The organism is Paenibacillus sp. Y916, from assembly GCF_056786435.1.
This window is the reverse complement of sequence record NZ_JBXCJA010000003.1, coordinates 122,056-137,028: the sequence shown is the minus strand read 5'-3', so window position 1 is coordinate 137,028 and position 14,973 is coordinate 122,056. Positions and strand designations below refer to the sequence as shown.

Annotated in this window: 15 protein-coding genes; 5 read left to right on the top strand and 10 right to left on the bottom strand. The window is 41.2% G+C overall.

The window, feature by feature from the left end; genetic code table 11:
* Nucleotides 1-70 precede the first annotated feature (70 nt).
* The 3 genes from AC1TO9_RS08750 to AC1TO9_RS08740 all read right to left on the bottom strand — a co-directional run bounded on the left by AC1TO9_RS08750 (nt 71) and on the right by AC1TO9_RS08740 (nt 3,731).
* A complete protein-coding gene (locus AC1TO9_RS08750) occupies nt 71-1,720 on the bottom strand; it encodes an extracellular solute-binding protein (RefSeq protein WP_482058914.1) in 1,650 nt (549 codons plus the stop codon).
* Between the two features lie 104 nt (nt 1,721-1,824).
* Complete coding sequence (locus tag AC1TO9_RS08745; protein WP_482058913.1) at nt 1,825-2,709, bottom strand: carbohydrate ABC transporter permease; 885 nt, start codon at nt 2,707-2,709, stop codon at nt 1,825-1,827.
* Between the two features lie 44 nt (nt 2,710-2,753).
* Nucleotides 2,754-3,731, bottom strand: coding sequence for an ABC transporter permease (locus AC1TO9_RS08740; protein ID WP_482058912.1), 978 nt, complete (start codon nt 3,729-3,731; stop codon nt 2,754-2,756).
* Nucleotides 3,732-3,821: 90 nt separating this feature from the next.
* On the opposite strand from AC1TO9_RS08740, the gene AC1TO9_RS08735 reads away from it, so the two are divergent.
* Nucleotides 3,822-4,568, top strand: coding sequence for a glycoside hydrolase family 16 protein (locus AC1TO9_RS08735; RefSeq protein WP_482058911.1), 747 nt, complete (start codon nt 3,822-3,824; stop codon nt 4,566-4,568).
* A 163-nt stretch (nt 4,569-4,731) separates the two neighbouring features.
* On the opposite strand, the gene AC1TO9_RS08730 is transcribed toward AC1TO9_RS08735, so the two are convergent.
* The 4 genes from AC1TO9_RS08730 to AC1TO9_RS08715 form a co-directional block, all read right to left on the bottom strand.
* Complete coding sequence (locus AC1TO9_RS08730) at nt 4,732-6,192, bottom strand: ABC transporter substrate-binding protein (protein ID WP_482058910.1); 1,461 nt, start codon at nt 6,190-6,192, stop codon at nt 4,732-4,734.
* A 74-nt stretch (nt 6,193-6,266) separates the two neighbouring features.
* Nucleotides 6,267-7,163 (bottom strand): sugar phosphate isomerase/epimerase family protein, encoded by an 897-nt coding sequence (locus AC1TO9_RS08725; RefSeq protein WP_482058909.1) that lies wholly within the window; start codon nt 7,161-7,163, stop codon nt 6,267-6,269.
* A gap of 4 nt (nt 7,164-7,167) precedes the next feature.
* Nucleotides 7,168-8,070, bottom strand: coding sequence for a sugar phosphate isomerase/epimerase family protein (locus AC1TO9_RS08720; RefSeq protein WP_482058908.1), 903 nt, complete (start codon nt 8,068-8,070; stop codon nt 7,168-7,170).
* Nucleotides 8,071-8,215: 145 nt separating this feature from the next.
* Complete coding sequence (locus AC1TO9_RS08715; RefSeq protein WP_482058907.1) at nt 8,216-9,247, bottom strand: LacI family DNA-binding transcriptional regulator; 1,032 nt, start codon at nt 9,245-9,247, stop codon at nt 8,216-8,218.
* A 340-nt stretch (nt 9,248-9,587) separates the two neighbouring features.
* Between AC1TO9_RS08715 and AC1TO9_RS08710 the strand changes: the two genes are divergently transcribed.
* The 4 genes from AC1TO9_RS08710 (at nt 9,588) to AC1TO9_RS08695 (ending at nt 12,843) form a co-directional block, all read left to right on the top strand.
* A complete protein-coding gene (locus tag AC1TO9_RS08710; protein WP_482058906.1) occupies nt 9,588-10,538 on the top strand; it encodes a carbohydrate ABC transporter permease in 951 nt (316 codons plus the stop codon).
* A 47-nt stretch (nt 10,539-10,585) separates the two neighbouring features.
* A complete protein-coding gene (locus AC1TO9_RS08705) occupies nt 10,586-11,365 on the top strand; it encodes a carbohydrate ABC transporter permease (RefSeq protein WP_482058905.1) in 780 nt (259 codons plus the stop codon).
* Nucleotides 11,366-11,469: 104 nt separating this feature from the next.
* Nucleotides 11,470-12,672: an MFS transporter gene (locus tag AC1TO9_RS08700; RefSeq protein ID WP_482058904.1), complete on the top strand. Its 1,203-nt coding sequence runs from the start codon at nt 11,470-11,472 to the stop codon at nt 12,670-12,672.
* Nucleotides 12,673-12,843: a hypothetical protein gene (locus AC1TO9_RS08695; protein ID WP_482058903.1), complete on the top strand. Its 171-nt coding sequence runs from the start codon at nt 12,673-12,675 to the stop codon at nt 12,841-12,843.
* Between the two features lie 69 nt (nt 12,844-12,912).
* On the opposite strand, the gene AC1TO9_RS08690 is transcribed toward AC1TO9_RS08695, so the two are convergent.
* The 3 genes from AC1TO9_RS08690 to AC1TO9_RS08680 are packed head-to-tail and all read right to left on the bottom strand — an operon-like array spanning nt 12,913 to nt 14,966.
* Nucleotides 12,913-13,182 carry a C2 domain-containing protein gene (locus AC1TO9_RS08690; protein ID WP_482055789.1) on the bottom strand — a complete coding sequence of 90 codons (270 nt, stop codon included), beginning with the start codon at nt 13,180-13,182 and terminating at the stop codon, nt 12,913-12,915.
* A gap of 54 nt (nt 13,183-13,236) precedes the next feature.
* The gene (locus AC1TO9_RS08685) at nt 13,237-14,049 is read right to left on the bottom strand and encodes a Cof-type HAD-IIB family hydrolase (RefSeq protein ID WP_482058902.1); all 813 of its coding nucleotides are present in this window, start codon (nt 14,047-14,049) and stop codon (nt 13,237-13,239) included.
* A gap of 2 nt (nt 14,050-14,051) precedes the next feature.
* Nucleotides 14,052-14,966: a ComEC/Rec2 family competence protein gene (locus tag AC1TO9_RS08680; RefSeq protein WP_482058901.1), complete on the bottom strand. Its 915-nt coding sequence runs from the start codon at nt 14,964-14,966 to the stop codon at nt 14,052-14,054.
* Nucleotides 14,967-14,973 lie beyond the last annotated feature (7 nt).

The window sequence follows — 14,973 nt, the reverse complement described above, 5'->3', positions numbered from 1 at the left end:
TTGACACCACTAAAATAGGGAATACCGGCCACCATTTCGGTGACCGGCAGTCATAATAATAAGGTCTTTGTTACTCCGCCATTTTTGCCTTTCGTACATCCAGTTCGGCCTGTCTGTATTCCATCACATCGTCAAAGCCGTAACTCACGCGGCGTGCAAGGAAATTGCCAAATACTTTGTCAAAGGCAGCTTCATCCTTGGCGGTAATAAGCTCAGGCAACACTTCCTCCCAATTTTGGGAGATACGCGCCCAGGCTACTGCCACGTCAGAATCGCCCTGTGGATCTAAGCCCTTGTAAATGCCGCTGTCAATATCGGCCTGACCGTTAGCAAAGTCCTCCATTTGCTTAATGACAGGAGCCTTCTCCGGTCTCCACTGGTTAATAATGACGGGATTTCTCATCATCCAGTAGGTATCCATGATGCCGTATTCCTTTTCCATCTTCTCAACGTCGGTTTCGAGTAATTGTACCATTTCAGCTTTCAACTGCGGCATGCCATCTACCATTTCCCACGTTTCGCCTTCCTTGCCAAGGAATAAATCTCTTTGGCCTTCTTCGCTAGCCAAATATGTCAAAAAGCGAATAGCACGCTCAGGGTTTTTGTTAGATTTGCTAATCATAGTTACCATCCAGCCATCCATATTGCCTGGGAACAGTTTGGCGTTGTCGCCCTTGCTGTTCTGCGGTCCATCGACTGCGATGTAGTAAGAATCCGGGTTGGCACCGGCAGCCAGCATAGGATTAACAGCTGTCATTCCCGTCCATTCGCGAATCATCATGAAATAACGGGCGTTGTTTGTTTTCTCTTCTACTTGAGTGTCAGAATCGACCAGAAAATCTACATTAATTAGCCCCCGCTCATAAGCAGTACGGAATGTTTTCAGCCAAGTAATATAATCCGGATCGGTAATACGATCGTATACTTTACCGTCTTGTTCAGACGGAACAGCTAGTAAGTTTTGCAGGTACTCGCTCATCCCATAAGGTACATTCCCTTGTGCAAATAATGGGCTAATCGGCTGGTCCTTATACTTGGAATATTGATCCTTTAGCAATTGCAGTGCATTTAGGAAGCCTTCTGGGGTAGTCAAGTCCGGGCTGCCCATATCTTCATACAAGTCTTTTCTCACCAAAAAGGTTTGGTTCGCAGCAGTCATACCGGTTTCATGCATCAGGTTAGGGCTGTATGAATCATTCGGCACACCATACGTATTACCATTGTCTTGGCGATACCACTTCAGTGTGCCGTCACCCGCCACCTTGAAGAAGTAGGGGTCATACTGCTCTGCCAATTCATTTAGGGCATATACATGGTCGCCTTCCCATAGTTTTTTGACAGCATTTTCCCATGAGCCCATAGTAATCAAGTCTGGTAGCTTACCAGAGGTCATCATCAATGTCATTTGCTCGTTAGCTTCGCCAGAGGGTACCTCTAGTTTGACTTTAACGCCTGTTTTCTCCGTCACATACTTGGATGTTAAGTTTTCTCCCCAGCTGTGCCCATACCAGGATGCACCTACAAACCATGTTAAGTCTACAGGGCTAGTATCCAGCTTCCATGCAGCTTCATCGGGGTTCAGCGTTGATTCGCTTGGCGGGGTCTCGGACTGTTGCGTATCAATAGGCGGCGGCGTACTTTCAATTTCCGCAGACTTGGTACATGCTGTTATTGCCATCATCAGGATTACTACTACAACTAGGGTTATCCATTGCTTCATGTAATTATGTTTCATTACATCATCAACCTTTCCTAATACCGTTTTATTTTAAATATTTAGATCATATATCTCTCTACACAACGCGGTAGATAGACATATGACACTTACCCTTTTATCGCGCCAATCATCACACCCTTGACCAGATAACGCTGAATAAAGGGATAAAACACTAGAATAGGGAATGTAGCCACCATCATAGATGCAAACTTAATCGAATTACCTGGAAGCTTCGCGCCAAACTGAGCCATAGCTTGCTGTTGCATGAAAGACATGGAGTTCTCTGCAATGATTTTGTATAGCATGGTTTGTAGCGGCATCTTATCCTGTGTGTAGATATATATCACGCCCTGATAATAATCGTTCCAATGATATACGGCTGAGAAAAGCGCTATGGTCGCAATGACTGCCATGCTGTTCGGTAGTACAATTCTGAATAGGACGCCATAATCCGAAGCTCCATCGACCTTCGCAGATTCCTCCAGGCTATCGGGAATCGTACGAAAAAAGCTCATAAAAATAACCATATTGAAAAAAGTGTACATGGCAGGAATGATAAATACCCAAAAGCTATCGTATAGGCCCAGCTTAGTCATTAGAATAAACGTGGGAATCAGTCCACCTGAAAACAGCATCGTAATCAAGGCAATTTTCATATACACCTTGCGGCCAATGAGGTTGGACTTACTCATTCCGTAAGCCACAATTGCGGTAAACAACACATGCACCACTGTCCCTATCACCGTACGCATTGTCGTGATGACAAAACCTTTCATCAAACTTTTATCATTAAACACGACATTGTAGCTATCGAACGATATAGCCTTTGGAAACCAGTTAACCGTACCTAGTATTGCATGCTGTGGTGCATTGAGTGAGTTTACGAATACAAACCACATCGGGTACAGCGTTAAAAAGCAAACAGCCAGCATCAGCACGGTATTGCAGACATCAAATACTCCGATACGCCGAAACCTTTTGCGTTTGTTCATGTATCTGCCCTCCCAATCAAGTGAAACTTATACTTTCTTATATTTCAAAAGATACTATCGCCAGTTAGTTTCTTTGATGTGAAATTAGCCAAGAATAACAGCGCTAGCGCTACAATAGAGCGGGCAAACAGCACGGCCGTTGAAAAGGAATGGCGCCCAGACACTAAGCCCATGTTATAAATATATAAATCCAGACTTTCAGCCATCTTCATATTCATGTTGTTCTTCAACATAAAGATCTGTTCAAAGTTACTGCCCAATATTCCTGCAACAGCGAGGATAAACAAAATTGCGATGGTAGGGCGTATGCTCTGAATGGTGATATGCCACATGCGCTGCCAGCGGTTTGCGCCATCCAACTCCGCCGCTTCGTATAGCCCCGGATCAATACCAGAAATTGCAGCTATATAGATGATGGCACCCCAGCCGGTTTCTTTGAGCGTATCGGAGAAATAGGTAATCCACCAAAAATACTTAGGGTCGCTATTAAATAGAATTTCACGCTCTTGAATCCCCAGTGCCATCATCAATTGGTTGATCACACCGCCCTCGCCCAGCCAGTTGAGCATAATACCGCCAAAAATGGTCCATGCAATAAAATGTGGTAGGTACGAAATGGTTTGTACCGTACGCTTAAATCGAATACTCCGTATTTCATTGAGCATCAGGGCAAAGAAAATAGGAATTGGAAATCCCAATATCAACTTGATGCTACTCATCCCTAGAGTATTGCGGATAGAGCGCCAGAAACGTTCATCCGTAATGAAATCCTGGAAGTGTTTCAGCCCTACAAAGGGTGATTCCAGCATGGGTTTGGCAATACTATAGTCCATAAATCCAATAATTAGCCAAAGCATAGGGATATAACAAAAGATAAACATCCAGATGATTCCAGGGATTACCATACTTTGCAATTGCCATTGTTTTAAAAACATTTTCATTTGTCCTGTTTTGTATTGGAACACATTTTCTGCCCCCTTCCTTTCCATCATATGAAAATGCTTACATAAAAAAAAGGCCATGATTATTGTCCCTATCCCATTTTTTTAGATTTGTTTGACCCAACGCTAAAATTAAGTATGCTGTGAATAGATGAAAGGAGTGTGGAAGGGATGAATAAGCTTATATGGCAGCAGGACTTTTTAGATAGAAACGCCAATTTGAATGCATGGAACATTCGCCTTGGCAACGACTTGGTTGATAGCAATGGAAAAGTCATACAACCGGGTTGGGGGAACGGTGAACAGCAGTTTTATACGGGTCATTCTAATAACCTGTATATCGATGAATTTGGCTTAAACCTATGCGCGCGCCGCGAAACCACCGAAGAAGCGGACGGACGATGCTTTGCATATACATCCGCCCTCTTGGACACCAAGGACCATCTGTCTTTTTGCTATGGTAAGCTAATCGTGCGCGCAAAGTTACCGGTAGGACAAGGGTTATGGCCTGCCATCTGGATGCTTCCGCAGGAAGAGGCTTATGGCCCTTGGCCCGCTTCTGGTGAGATAGATATTATGGAAGCCAAAGGCCGCCTGCCCCAGCATATATTCGGCACGCTGCATTACGGGAAGGACTGGGCAAGTAAAAGCACTGATGAGTTTTCCTACCAGTTTGATACCGGTACGATTAACGAATTCCATGATTATGCGCTGGAATGGGATGCCAGCTCCATCCGCTGGTTGGTAGATGGGCATTGCTATGCCGAGCGCCGCCTACAGCCGGGCGTTATGCCCTTTGACGAGTCCTTTTATCTAGTGCTCAACCTTGCCGTAGGCGGCTGGTATGACAATGTAGCGGTGAATGAAACTGCACTGCCGGCGGTAATGACGATTTCAGGCATATGGCTGTATCAATAGTTAAGAAAATAGATTGAGGAGTTACCATGTCATAATTACAACAAAATCTATAGTAGGAGCGTGTATCGAGGGGCAGGCAAAGAAAAGCCCATCCAAGACTTTTTGGGTCTTGGATAGGCTTTGTTCGTTAGAGAAACCTCATTATAGTTGACACTATACTTCCTTACGGATTAGCATTATGCCAATCTTGGAGTAATTGATTCCCCGATGTATCAATATTAGAAATGGTCGTTTGCAGATCTTGACTGCCACCGCTGAATCTAATAATTTCATCTTGTATCATTTGGTCCATATCTGTGAATGAAGGAACCCATGGTTCTAAATATCTTTTATGCTCTTTGGAATGATCGACAATCGTTTGGATGATCTTATATTGCGGATTTTGTTCTACAAATTGTTTAGTTTCTTCGAGTTCCATTGCTTTCGTATTCATTGGATAGTACCCAGTGGTCATAAACCAATCTGCAGATACTTCAGGTGTAGCTAAATATCTCAAATAATCCCAGGCACCGAGAAGGGAGTCTTGGTTGTCTCGATCAAATAGATAAACAGCTGAACCACCAATACCCGTACCCGTGGTGCTCTCTTCGTTAACACGTGGCAATTCTGTTACCCCTACATCAAATAATCCAGCTTCAATGATATCTTTTTTTATGCTGCCCAAAGATGAAGTGGCTGCTGGCATAATGGAATAAAGCTCAGACGTGAACCCTTTCATTGGTGAGGCATCCGTGTATTCTACACCACCAGTAGCAAGGACTTTCTCCCATTCCGTTAATATCGTTTCGAGTGTGCCATCCGTAGTCATTGCAATTTCAGTCGGTGTATCTAGACGTCCATCGTTGTTATTGAAAATATAATTATCATCGCCTTGCATTGGAATCCATGTTCCCAGTAGGAAGAAACGTAATTTAGCACCCATGCCGTAACGCGTAACTTGATTATCTTTCATAACCGTAAGTGCTTTTACTGCATCCGCTAACTCAGCAATTGTGGACGGCGGTGCTTCTGGATCTAAGCCAGCTTCTCTGAAATGATCTTTATTATAATAAAGCATGATCGATGAGTTGGAAAATGGAAGACCCAGTACTTTATCTTGATACATTGCATAATACAAAGCATTTTGATTCAAGTCATCCAAGTTAATTCCTTCAGGATCTTGATCGATAAAATCTTGAACTGGTATAATATATTCTGAGTTTTTCACATCAAAAATCCCTTTAGAACTTAATTGCATTATATCTGGTAAGTCCTTCTGAGAATTAGATTGCTGGATAGCTGCTAATTTCGTAGCTGCTTCATCGTATGCACCTTGGAAAATTGGAGCAACCGTAATTCCTTTTTCTTTACCGACGGTTTCATTATATTCTTTTGCAGTTTCCTCAATTTTCTCTGCAGCTTTACCGGTCATTGAATGCCAAAAGGTAACTTCGGTCGGTTGACTTGGTAGTAAATTTCCATCCGTTGGTACGACAGAAGAGGTTTGAGATCCCCCAGATGAGGGATTTGTGGAGTTTGTTGGACTTGTAGTATTCGCTGTATTGGTAGTAGCTGCTGATGAACATCCCGCTAATAGAGAGATACCTAATATAATCCCTAAAAATTTAGGCAACATTTTATTCATATCGTATTACACTCCTCATTAATAGATGATTTATTCAAAGGTTGTACCATCCGTACTAGCAGTACGTCTAATGATTATTTCTCTGCATTAGCATGAAATCTATCAACGCAATATTGGCCAATTTGATAAGCAAAACGAGCTGCTGTATCTTTTAATTCCTCAGGCATTTGCTTGGTTAACCCATAAATCTCATAGGTGAAATCACCAGTGTAACCAATGTTCCATAACGCATCTATAGCTTCCTCCCAGTTGACAGTCCCCATAAACGGCACAAAGTGTTGATCAGATATTGCCGTATTATCATTCACATGAAGTGCAACTAAGTGACTTCCTAAAACTTTCACCGGGCGAGATAAATCTCGATACATACGGTGGCCATGACCGAAATCCCAACATGCGCCGATTCGCTTATCGTTGAAAGAATCAACTAATGCTACTAAATCTTCGGCACGTGCAGAAAATTTACGATGCTGGGGATACTCAATCATATTTTCAAAAGCAAACCCTACGCCGTTGTTAAGCGCTAGATCAATAGCATCACCGTAAAATTCATGGTTAAATGCTATACTTGCTTCCTCGTCATGTTCGGATTTCTCGCGCTCAGTAAATGGATGGACAATTGCCCAAGAAACGCCTAACATACTGCTTGCAAGTATACTTCGTTCCATATGTTTTCCGTATAAAAGTCGCTCTTCTTCATTGTTCCAACTTGGCATATAGCCTGGGTTATAGGGTAAATGTGATTGTGAGAACGTAACACCAAGTCGTTCTGCTTCATTTCGGATCTCGTAAATTTTATTTTGCCAATCATCTTCCCAGAGCTCTGTTCTAGTAAAGAAAAATTCGACAAAACTAAAATCTAACACTGTAAATCCGGCCTGTCTGCAGCGTTTAATAGATTCGATATAGGGTGTATGTGAGCGTCCGCCTCGGCCTTTGCCGAACAAATTAGTAGATGTCACTAATCTCATAAGACTACTTTACCTCTCTAGATGTCGGTGATTCCGCTAGTGCAAGCAAATATTCCCCTACCTCATAGCAAAATTTAGCCGTCACATTTTTGAGTTCATCCGGCATGAAATTATTACTTTTGATTTCATAAACGAAATCACCCTTATACCCAATCTCTGTAAGCAACGGCATGATCGTTTCCCAATCAACATTCCCTAAGAAAGGCAATAAGTGATCATCCGTCAAGCCATGATTATCATCTACATGAAGAGCAATAATTCTATTACCTAGAAGACGAAGTGGACGAACCTGGCTCTTATACATGCGGTTGGCATGTCCAATATCCCAACAAACACCAACATGTGGATCTTTGAAAGAATCAACTAATGTGATGAGCTCCTCTGCAATTGAACCAAAACGTCGTTTGTTATCCTTATCCACCATATTTTCAAAGGCAATATTTACATTTAATTTCACAGCTTCTTCTACGATAGAATCGTAGAACTGATGGTTCAACTTTAAGTTCGCTTCTTCGCTATGCTCTTGTGCCACATCTTCTGTTAATGGATGAACAACAGCAGCTTTTACACCTAGCACAGAACTTGCTATAAGAGAACGGCGAGTGATTTCAGTAAAAAATGCTTCTTTCTCAGATCCCGCTGGATACGGCTTATTGCCAGGTAAGTAGGGTAGATGAGATTGTACGAATTCAACACCATACTCTTGAGCGGCAACTTTAATTTTCTGCAACTCTGCTTCCCAATTAGGACCATTTAATTCGGTTTTATTATGAATCATTGCGCACATATTGAAATCCAGTACAAAGAAACCTGTTTCTTTGCATCTTTGAATCGATTCAATGTAACTAATCTGGTCATCAGTACCTCTTTTTTCTCGAAAAAGAGTGGTCATAGTTGCTAAGCGCATATTTTTATCCTCCAAGATGATTAAGATTATAGTGAGGAATTTATTAATTCGTCGAAGTTTTATCATATGAAATTGGATTTTTTCCTTACGCATCGTACATTACTTTTCGTATCTGTAACATCACCTCCTTAAAAGAATCATATTTCTATTCATTTATGGGTTGAACTGAATCCCGTATAATAATGGATGGTTCGATAATTAATGTTACCTCTTGTGCACTTTGCTTGTTGATTCGACTCATCATCGTCATGCATGCCATTTCACCAAGTTGCATTTTATGTCCATCAATGACAGTTATTAAAAATGGAGCGTGTGTGGAGAGTACCGATTCTTCATAACTAATGATTGAAATATCCTTAGGTACAGAGATTCCTTGTTCGTATAGAAATCGAATAATTCCTGCGGTAATCCCGTCGCTGCCACCAAAAATGGCAGTTGGTCTAACTCCATCATTCCACATTTGTTTCATAGCTTGATATCCACCCAATACCGTATACGACGAATGCAGGAAATGAATTTGCTCCATGTTAACACCTTGATCTGCAACAGCTGATGCAAAGCCATGTTGTTTATCTCGTGACGTCAAACTATGAGAAGGCCCACTTATAAATGCGATTTGCTTATGTCCTTGTTCCAATAAGCATTTAGCTCCTAAATAACCAACTTTATTGAAGTTAACGGAAACAGAATCAACGCCTTCATGTCTTCTTCCTATAATGACTATAGGAATGCCCTGCTTAAGTACAAGATTAATAAACGCATCGTTATACAAGCCGCCGATTAAAAATACTCCGTCTACTCGTTTATTCTTTATTAATTCAGGAAGTTTCGCTTCGCCCGATACTGAAAACCGCTCCGTAAGTAGACTATAATCCGTATTTTTCAAATAAGTATTAATGCCATATGAAACATCATACAGCAATGTTTCAGGTACGGAGTCCATTGCATAAGGCAATGATGTCTCGTCTGAAGTCAAGAAGATCATCCCGAGCGTTTTGGTTTGACTTGTTGTTAATGCCCGTGCTGCCATATTGGGAACGTAGTCAAGCTTATCAATCATTTGCCATACTTTATGTCTCGTTTCTAATTTCACCTTGTCACTATTATTAATAACTAGTGAAACTGTACTTTTAGAGACACCAGCAGCTTTCGCAATATCCAATATAGTCACACTCATCTACATACCCCTTTTTGTTGGAACGTTCCAAAATTCATCCTTATTGTAAGATAAAAAAAAGAAAGATTCAATCCATTTTGCGGTTTTTACAAAAGTAATACAAAACTCGAAATATGTCATTTTTCTGTAAACTCGTTGACACTCGTAAAAAGCATAAGGTAGTATGAACCTTGTCGAAGCGAGGGTTATCACATGCATTGGATTCCACTTACGTTATGCACCAATGTCATGAGTTTGGGAGTATTTTCTGAAGTACAACTCTAAAATTGGAACCTTCCAATTTTAGAGTTGTTTTTAGAGTTATGATGATATCAATAACTAACTAGAGGAGACTTTTTTTATGGGATTTATTTCGAGTACTGCTAGGAAGACAACTACAATGCCATCACTAACGCAGCTAGCAAAACGAAGAAAAAGAATTCAGACTTTAAAAGCCTATTTATTTTTAGCGCCAATCATCCCATTTATATTAGCATTTGATTATCTTCCATTTATTCAGACTTTTATTAATAGCCTTTCCACGGTTAATGCACGGGGAGAGATTATAGCTTTTGTTGGATTGCAAAATTACATTGATATTTTCAGCCGAAAGGAATTTGTTAACTCAATCCTTGTTACTTTAAAATTTACGGCTATGTATGTTCCTCTTTCTATTATATGTCCCTTACTATTAGCGCTAACTGCTTCGATGAAAAAGCCATTTTCTAACGTCTATCAACTCATGTATTCCATTCCAATGGCTGTGTCCATGTCTGCCACCTGTTTAATATTTGAATATCTATTAACTCGCAACGGGTTAGTTAATTATTTATTGAACTTATTAGGAATTACAGGAAGTTCAACAGGTATCAATTGGCTAGGTGATCCGACAACGGCGCTCCCGTCATTGGTAGTGATTAGCGTGTGGACTTTGATGGGTTTTGATTTCTTGTTGTTGCTTGCAGCTATCCGGAATGTTCCTCAAGATTTAAGTGAAGCTGCAGTGATCGATGGTGCGGGTTATTGGAAAAAAACGTTTAAAGTTACGATACCCATGATCACTCCAACTTTATTTTTTGTCACTTGTACAAACATTGTTACAGGGTTAACCATGATTGCTCCCGTCATGATTCTCACCGAAGGGGGGCCGCTAGGCCAAACCTCTACACTCACGTATTATATATACACATCAGGATTCCGCAGTTTGAACTATACGCTTGGTAGCACAGTAAGTATTATTTCATTCTTGCTTACATTAGTATTTTTACTTGTTAACTTTTTATATGAAAAAAGAGGGGTTGTTTACGAATGAGATTACAGCGATCGTGGAGAACCTATGTAAGTTCCTTATTAAGTTTAATGCTTGGATTAATCCTTGCATTTCCACTGTATTACGCAATCCTTGCGGGGTTTAAAACCGAAGGGGAATTCGGGGCTTTTCCACCAACGATATTACCTGATAGTTTTGCATATTTAGATAATTTTAAAGAAGTCATCTTTCATTCTATGATTCCTAGATTCATGTTAAACTCCTTGTTGATTGCAACAATAGCTACCGGAGTTCGCTTAATATTATCGACTTTAGCGGCATATGCACTAGCATTTATCAATTTTCCAGGTCGTAAGTTCATGTTTTTTTTCATTCTTGGAACGATGATGATCCCCAGTGAAGCATTGCTAATTTCGAATTTTATTACCGTTAGTAAACTTCATCTTTTAAATACCTATTTAGGAATCATGATTGTATCCTTTGTCAGTGCTACACAAGTATTTATGCTTAGACAAAGCTTTAAGGGCATATCTGGAACGTTAAGAGAAGCCGCTTTATTAGATGGTTGCGGTGAGTTTAAATTTTATACAAAGATTTGTATGCCGGTTTCTGTTCCCATCCTTGTTTCCTTAGGGCTTTCCTCCTTCGTCGGTGTATGGAATAGTTATTTATGGCCGTTACTTGTAACAACCAAAGAAGAAATGAGAACGGTACAGGTTGGAATCACCTTATTATCTGCGCATGAAGGCAGCAACAATACTCTTTTATTTGCGGGCATTGCAGTGATATTGATCCCCTCCCTTATCTTTTTCATGTTTTTTCAACGAAAAATAGTGGGGGGTATTTTTAACGGCGCCATTAAAGGTTAACTTTTATTAAACATTCATGATGCAGAAACCGTTGGAGTATACCATTAAATATCCATTTATTTGTGTATCCCTTCGTACAAACTACCTAAAAAGAGAGATAACCTATGCATGAAAATAAAATTTGGACAAAAAGCTTCATAGCCATTTGTCTTAGCAGCTTTTTTATGTATATAACCGTTTATTTGCTAAACACCACATTCCCGACTTTTATCAAAGAAGCCTTGCACGGCAATCAACAGCAAATGGGCTTAGTTATTACACTATGGTCAGTGGGTGTTGTCGCTTTTCGGTTATTTTCCGGCCGTTGGATCGAGCGTTTTGGCATGAAACCCATGGTGATATATTCATTTATATTATTTTTTCTAGCTGTATCGATATATTTAGGATTTTATAGTTTTTTATTTTTACTCATTATACGCATGTTACACGGCGGCAGCTTTGCGGTCGCTGCAACAGCTACTAGTACCTTGGCTATAGATTTAATTCCTGAATCTCGAAAAGGAGAAGGCATTGGGTACTTTAGTATGTTCATGAGTATTGCTATGGTCATTGGCCCAGCCATTGGAGCCTTTTTGATCAATGCGAATCACAACGGCGATGTTCTTTTTATCGTCAGCTTAATATTATCGGGACTAGCTCTAATATGTTTAATATTTGTGAAGCACTCACAACCCGTATCTATAAGCCAAATAACGAATAAAAAATTGTCATTGCGTAATTTAATAGAAAAAAAGGCGATTCCCATTTCACTCGTAGGATTTGTTCTATCCTTTTCCTACAGCTCGTTAACCTCTTTTATCTTCACTTACACAAAAGAGATGAATTTAAGCTTTTTCTCAGGGTTATTTTTTGTTGTTTTTGCACTTATCATTATCGTTTCAAGACCATTTGTCGGGTTGATGTTAGATCATTTGCGAGAACATTATATTGTGTATCCGGGAATTATCATTTTCGTAATCGGAGTAATATTACTCAGTCAATCAGATACAGGATTTATGTTATTATTTTCAGCAGCCATTATTGGATTAGGTTATGGGGCACTATTTCCATGTTTTCAGTTATTAGCTATTCAATCTGTTACTCAAGAACGCCGTAGCGTTGCTACTTCAACCTTTTTTTTATTTTTTGATTTAGGCTTTGGTGTAGGGTCATTTGTACTAGGATGGATTGCAAGTATGACAAGCTATCAAGATATGTATTTCATTGCAGGGATTGCAGCCTTAGCTTGTAGTGTTATTTATTATGTCATGTATCATCATCCTTCTCTAAAGAGAACGAATGAGAAATCCCAGAACAATTCTAAGTAAATGGACATGCTTACTTCAGGAGCTAACTACGTTACTGATCGTCACTGTATCCGTGTGGAAGGATCAGATGATCCACTGTGCTGCGTGTCACTGGACGAGAGCCGCGGTCACTTAAGAGGATTTCATCCAGGAAATAAGATTGCTAAGCAGAAATGCCCCTCGATTTATTGAGGAGGCATTCGCGGATATGGTTCATAGAGCTAGCGAAATTTCTCTGATTCTCTCGCTATAGCATTATAGTTAATTCGCCACAATTGTCGCTGTTACATCGGCTTCACCTGTCGATGTAAGTGCATTTGTCCATGTTATAGTATCTCCAGGTGCAGGTGTTGTTTGCAGCACTCCCATGGTATCATCTCCAGATGTGCCGTCCTTATCAAGTACCTCTATAGTAACTAAAGTATTCGGGGGCTCAGCGATATAAATGGTACTGAACTGCTCAGAGTACTGATTGCCGAATTCAGCTTGCTCATAACCCCAGTATACGTTTTTAGTTGTGTCTTTCGGCATTTGATTATCTTTCCAATGATTATTGTTGATGTGCTCCTGCCCATTTACACTAATCTATGTTAAGCAATATTTATCAATCACATAGGCAACGGCATGCTCCAAATTCGAAGGGGCAATATATTGAGCATGCTTCAGCAAATCCGGGTGTGCATTGCTGACAGCTACTCCGAGGCCAGCCTCCTTCAGCATATCCAGATCATTCAAATGGTCACCAATCGCAATAACCTCTTCCATGTCAACACCTATATGAGTAGCCAGCAGCTTCAAAGCTTTTCCCTTCGATACAGCATGTGGCAATATTTCCAAATAGGTCGCTTCGGAGGTGACCAGCTCGCATCCTTCGCCGACTATCAGTTCAAAGGACTCTCGTACAGCCGAGAAATTCCGATCCTCTTTAATGATCAATATTTTATTGACGGGATTTCGTAGCAGAAATTCAGAACTTTCCCATACTTGACAACCAACACGATCCTTCTTCATATATTCGGTGATAGCAGGATTGATTTCCCGAACAAATAGCTGTTGCTCGGAGTAGAAAATCATATTAAGCGTATGCTTCTCCTGAAGCTCTAACGCTGTTCTTATGACATCCGCTGTGAGGAGTGCTTCATAATGGGTCTCTTTTGTACAGAAATCAACAATCTTCCCACCATTATAAAGAATCACTGGATAACGGATATCCAGCTCCTCAACAAAGCGATAGGCTGCTTCCTCCATCCGTCCAGTTGCCAGCGTTACAATGCCTCCCTGCTGCTGAAAAGCACGTATTGTCTCCCTATTCTGTTCACTGATTTCCTGCCGAGCATCGACTAAGGTTCCGTCAATATCGGTCACTACCATTCGAAAAGGCCGTACTATCGGTGTCATATTTACTCCATCCTCTCCGGCCGCTGTGGTAAACGAGATGCTAGATAACGTGTCTCTTTCTTAGCTCCTGTAACAGACAGCCCGCTTCCCGCTGACTGTGCAAGCTGCTCCCATTCATCGCGGTATATCTCATATTCATGATCATTATTCGTAATCAGAACCCAATCAGGCTTAAGCTCATTGAGTAGACTAGTGTTCCAAGCGTCTAACAGGCCGTGGTGCCCGACCTTGAACACCTGCGGATTAAGCTTCACACGCTTCAGAATCGACTCCCAATTGGTCAAAATTGCATCTCCCGCTAACAGCAACAATTGCTCTCCATCCCGATGCGACAGCATCATGACTGTGCTATCCTCATTAGACTGACCATCGAAGGTCGCTAGAAGCGCATCATGTCCTTGGGGTGAAATATGAGCTAGGCTGTGCAAGGTTTGATAGGCGGTCATTTCACTAATGGCGACGGGAGCGATCTGCTGCAGTTCATACTCACCGAATGTCCACTTTGTTCTTTCTCCAAATGGATAGCGTAACGTTATCACTGACTGCTGCTTCATCAGCAGCTGCTGCAACGTCCGATACCCCTCCAGAAGCTCTGCACTTTGGAGCGCTTTCGGATGTGCCAACTCCCCAAGCTGAACATGAAGCTCTGGATAAGGCAGCAGCGCTTCTATAATCGGAAGCTGCGAAGCTACATCGAGCAGGCCATATAGATGATCCGGATGAAGGTGGGTCAACACCAGTAGATCGATCCGCTCCCAGCCCTTGTCAAGGATGAATTGGAGAGGCGTGCGACACTTATCCACGGTACGATCCCCACCATCGATGAGGATAATATAGGGATGCTGGTCTAGGCGTGGTACTTCAATAATAAAGCTGTCTCCTCTTCCCACATTTAGCGCATACCATATGGGCTCCATCGCAATC

Excerpts from the sequence above, each read along its gene's own strand:
- AC1TO9_RS08740 (WP_482058912.1), bottom strand. The coding sequence starts at position 3,731 with ATGGCCTTTTTTTTATGTAAGCATTTTCATATGATGGAAAGGAAGGGG.
- AC1TO9_RS08730 (WP_482058910.1), bottom strand. The coding sequence starts at position 6,192 with ATGAATAAAATGTTGCCTAAATTTTTAGGGATTATATTAGGTATCTCT.
- AC1TO9_RS08715 (WP_482058907.1), bottom strand. The coding sequence starts at position 9,247 with ATGAGTGTGACTATATTGGATATTGCGAAAGCTGCTGGTGTCTCTAAA.
- AC1TO9_RS08685 (WP_482058902.1), bottom strand. The coding sequence starts at position 14,049 with ATGACACCGATAGTACGGCCTTTTCGAATGGTAGTGACCGATATTGAC.
- AC1TO9_RS08745 (WP_482058913.1), bottom strand. The coding sequence starts at position 2,709 with ATGAACAAACGCAAAAGGTTTCGGCGTATCGGAGTATTTGATGTCTGC.
- AC1TO9_RS08695 (WP_482058903.1), top strand. The coding sequence starts at position 12,673 with ATGGACATGCTTACTTCAGGAGCTAACTACGTTACTGATCGTCACTGT.
- AC1TO9_RS08710 (WP_482058906.1), top strand. The coding sequence starts at position 9,588 with ATGGGATTTATTTCGAGTACTGCTAGGAAGACAACTACAATGCCATCA.
- AC1TO9_RS08725 (WP_482058909.1), bottom strand. The coding sequence starts at position 7,163 with ATGAGATTAGTGACATCTACTAATTTGTTCGGCAAAGGCCGAGGCGGA.
- AC1TO9_RS08700 (WP_482058904.1), top strand. The coding sequence starts at position 11,470 with ATGCATGAAAATAAAATTTGGACAAAAAGCTTCATAGCCATTTGTCTT.
- AC1TO9_RS08750 (WP_482058914.1), bottom strand. The coding sequence starts at position 1,720 with ATGAAGCAATGGATAACCCTAGTTGTAGTAGTAATCCTGATGATGGCA.
- AC1TO9_RS08690 (WP_482055789.1), bottom strand. The coding sequence starts at position 13,182 with ATGCCGAAAGACACAACTAAAAACGTATACTGGGGTTATGAGCAAGCT.
- AC1TO9_RS08735 (WP_482058911.1), top strand. The coding sequence starts at position 3,822 with ATGAATAAGCTTATATGGCAGCAGGACTTTTTAGATAGAAACGCCAAT.
- AC1TO9_RS08705 (WP_482058905.1), top strand. The coding sequence starts at position 10,586 with ATGCTTGGATTAATCCTTGCATTTCCACTGTATTACGCAATCCTTGCG.
- AC1TO9_RS08720 (WP_482058908.1), bottom strand. The coding sequence starts at position 8,070 with ATGCGCTTAGCAACTATGACCACTCTTTTTCGAGAAAAAAGAGGTACT.
- AC1TO9_RS08680 (WP_482058901.1), bottom strand. The coding sequence starts at position 14,966 with ATGGAGCCCATATGGTATGCGCTAAATGTGGGAAGAGGAGACAGCTTT.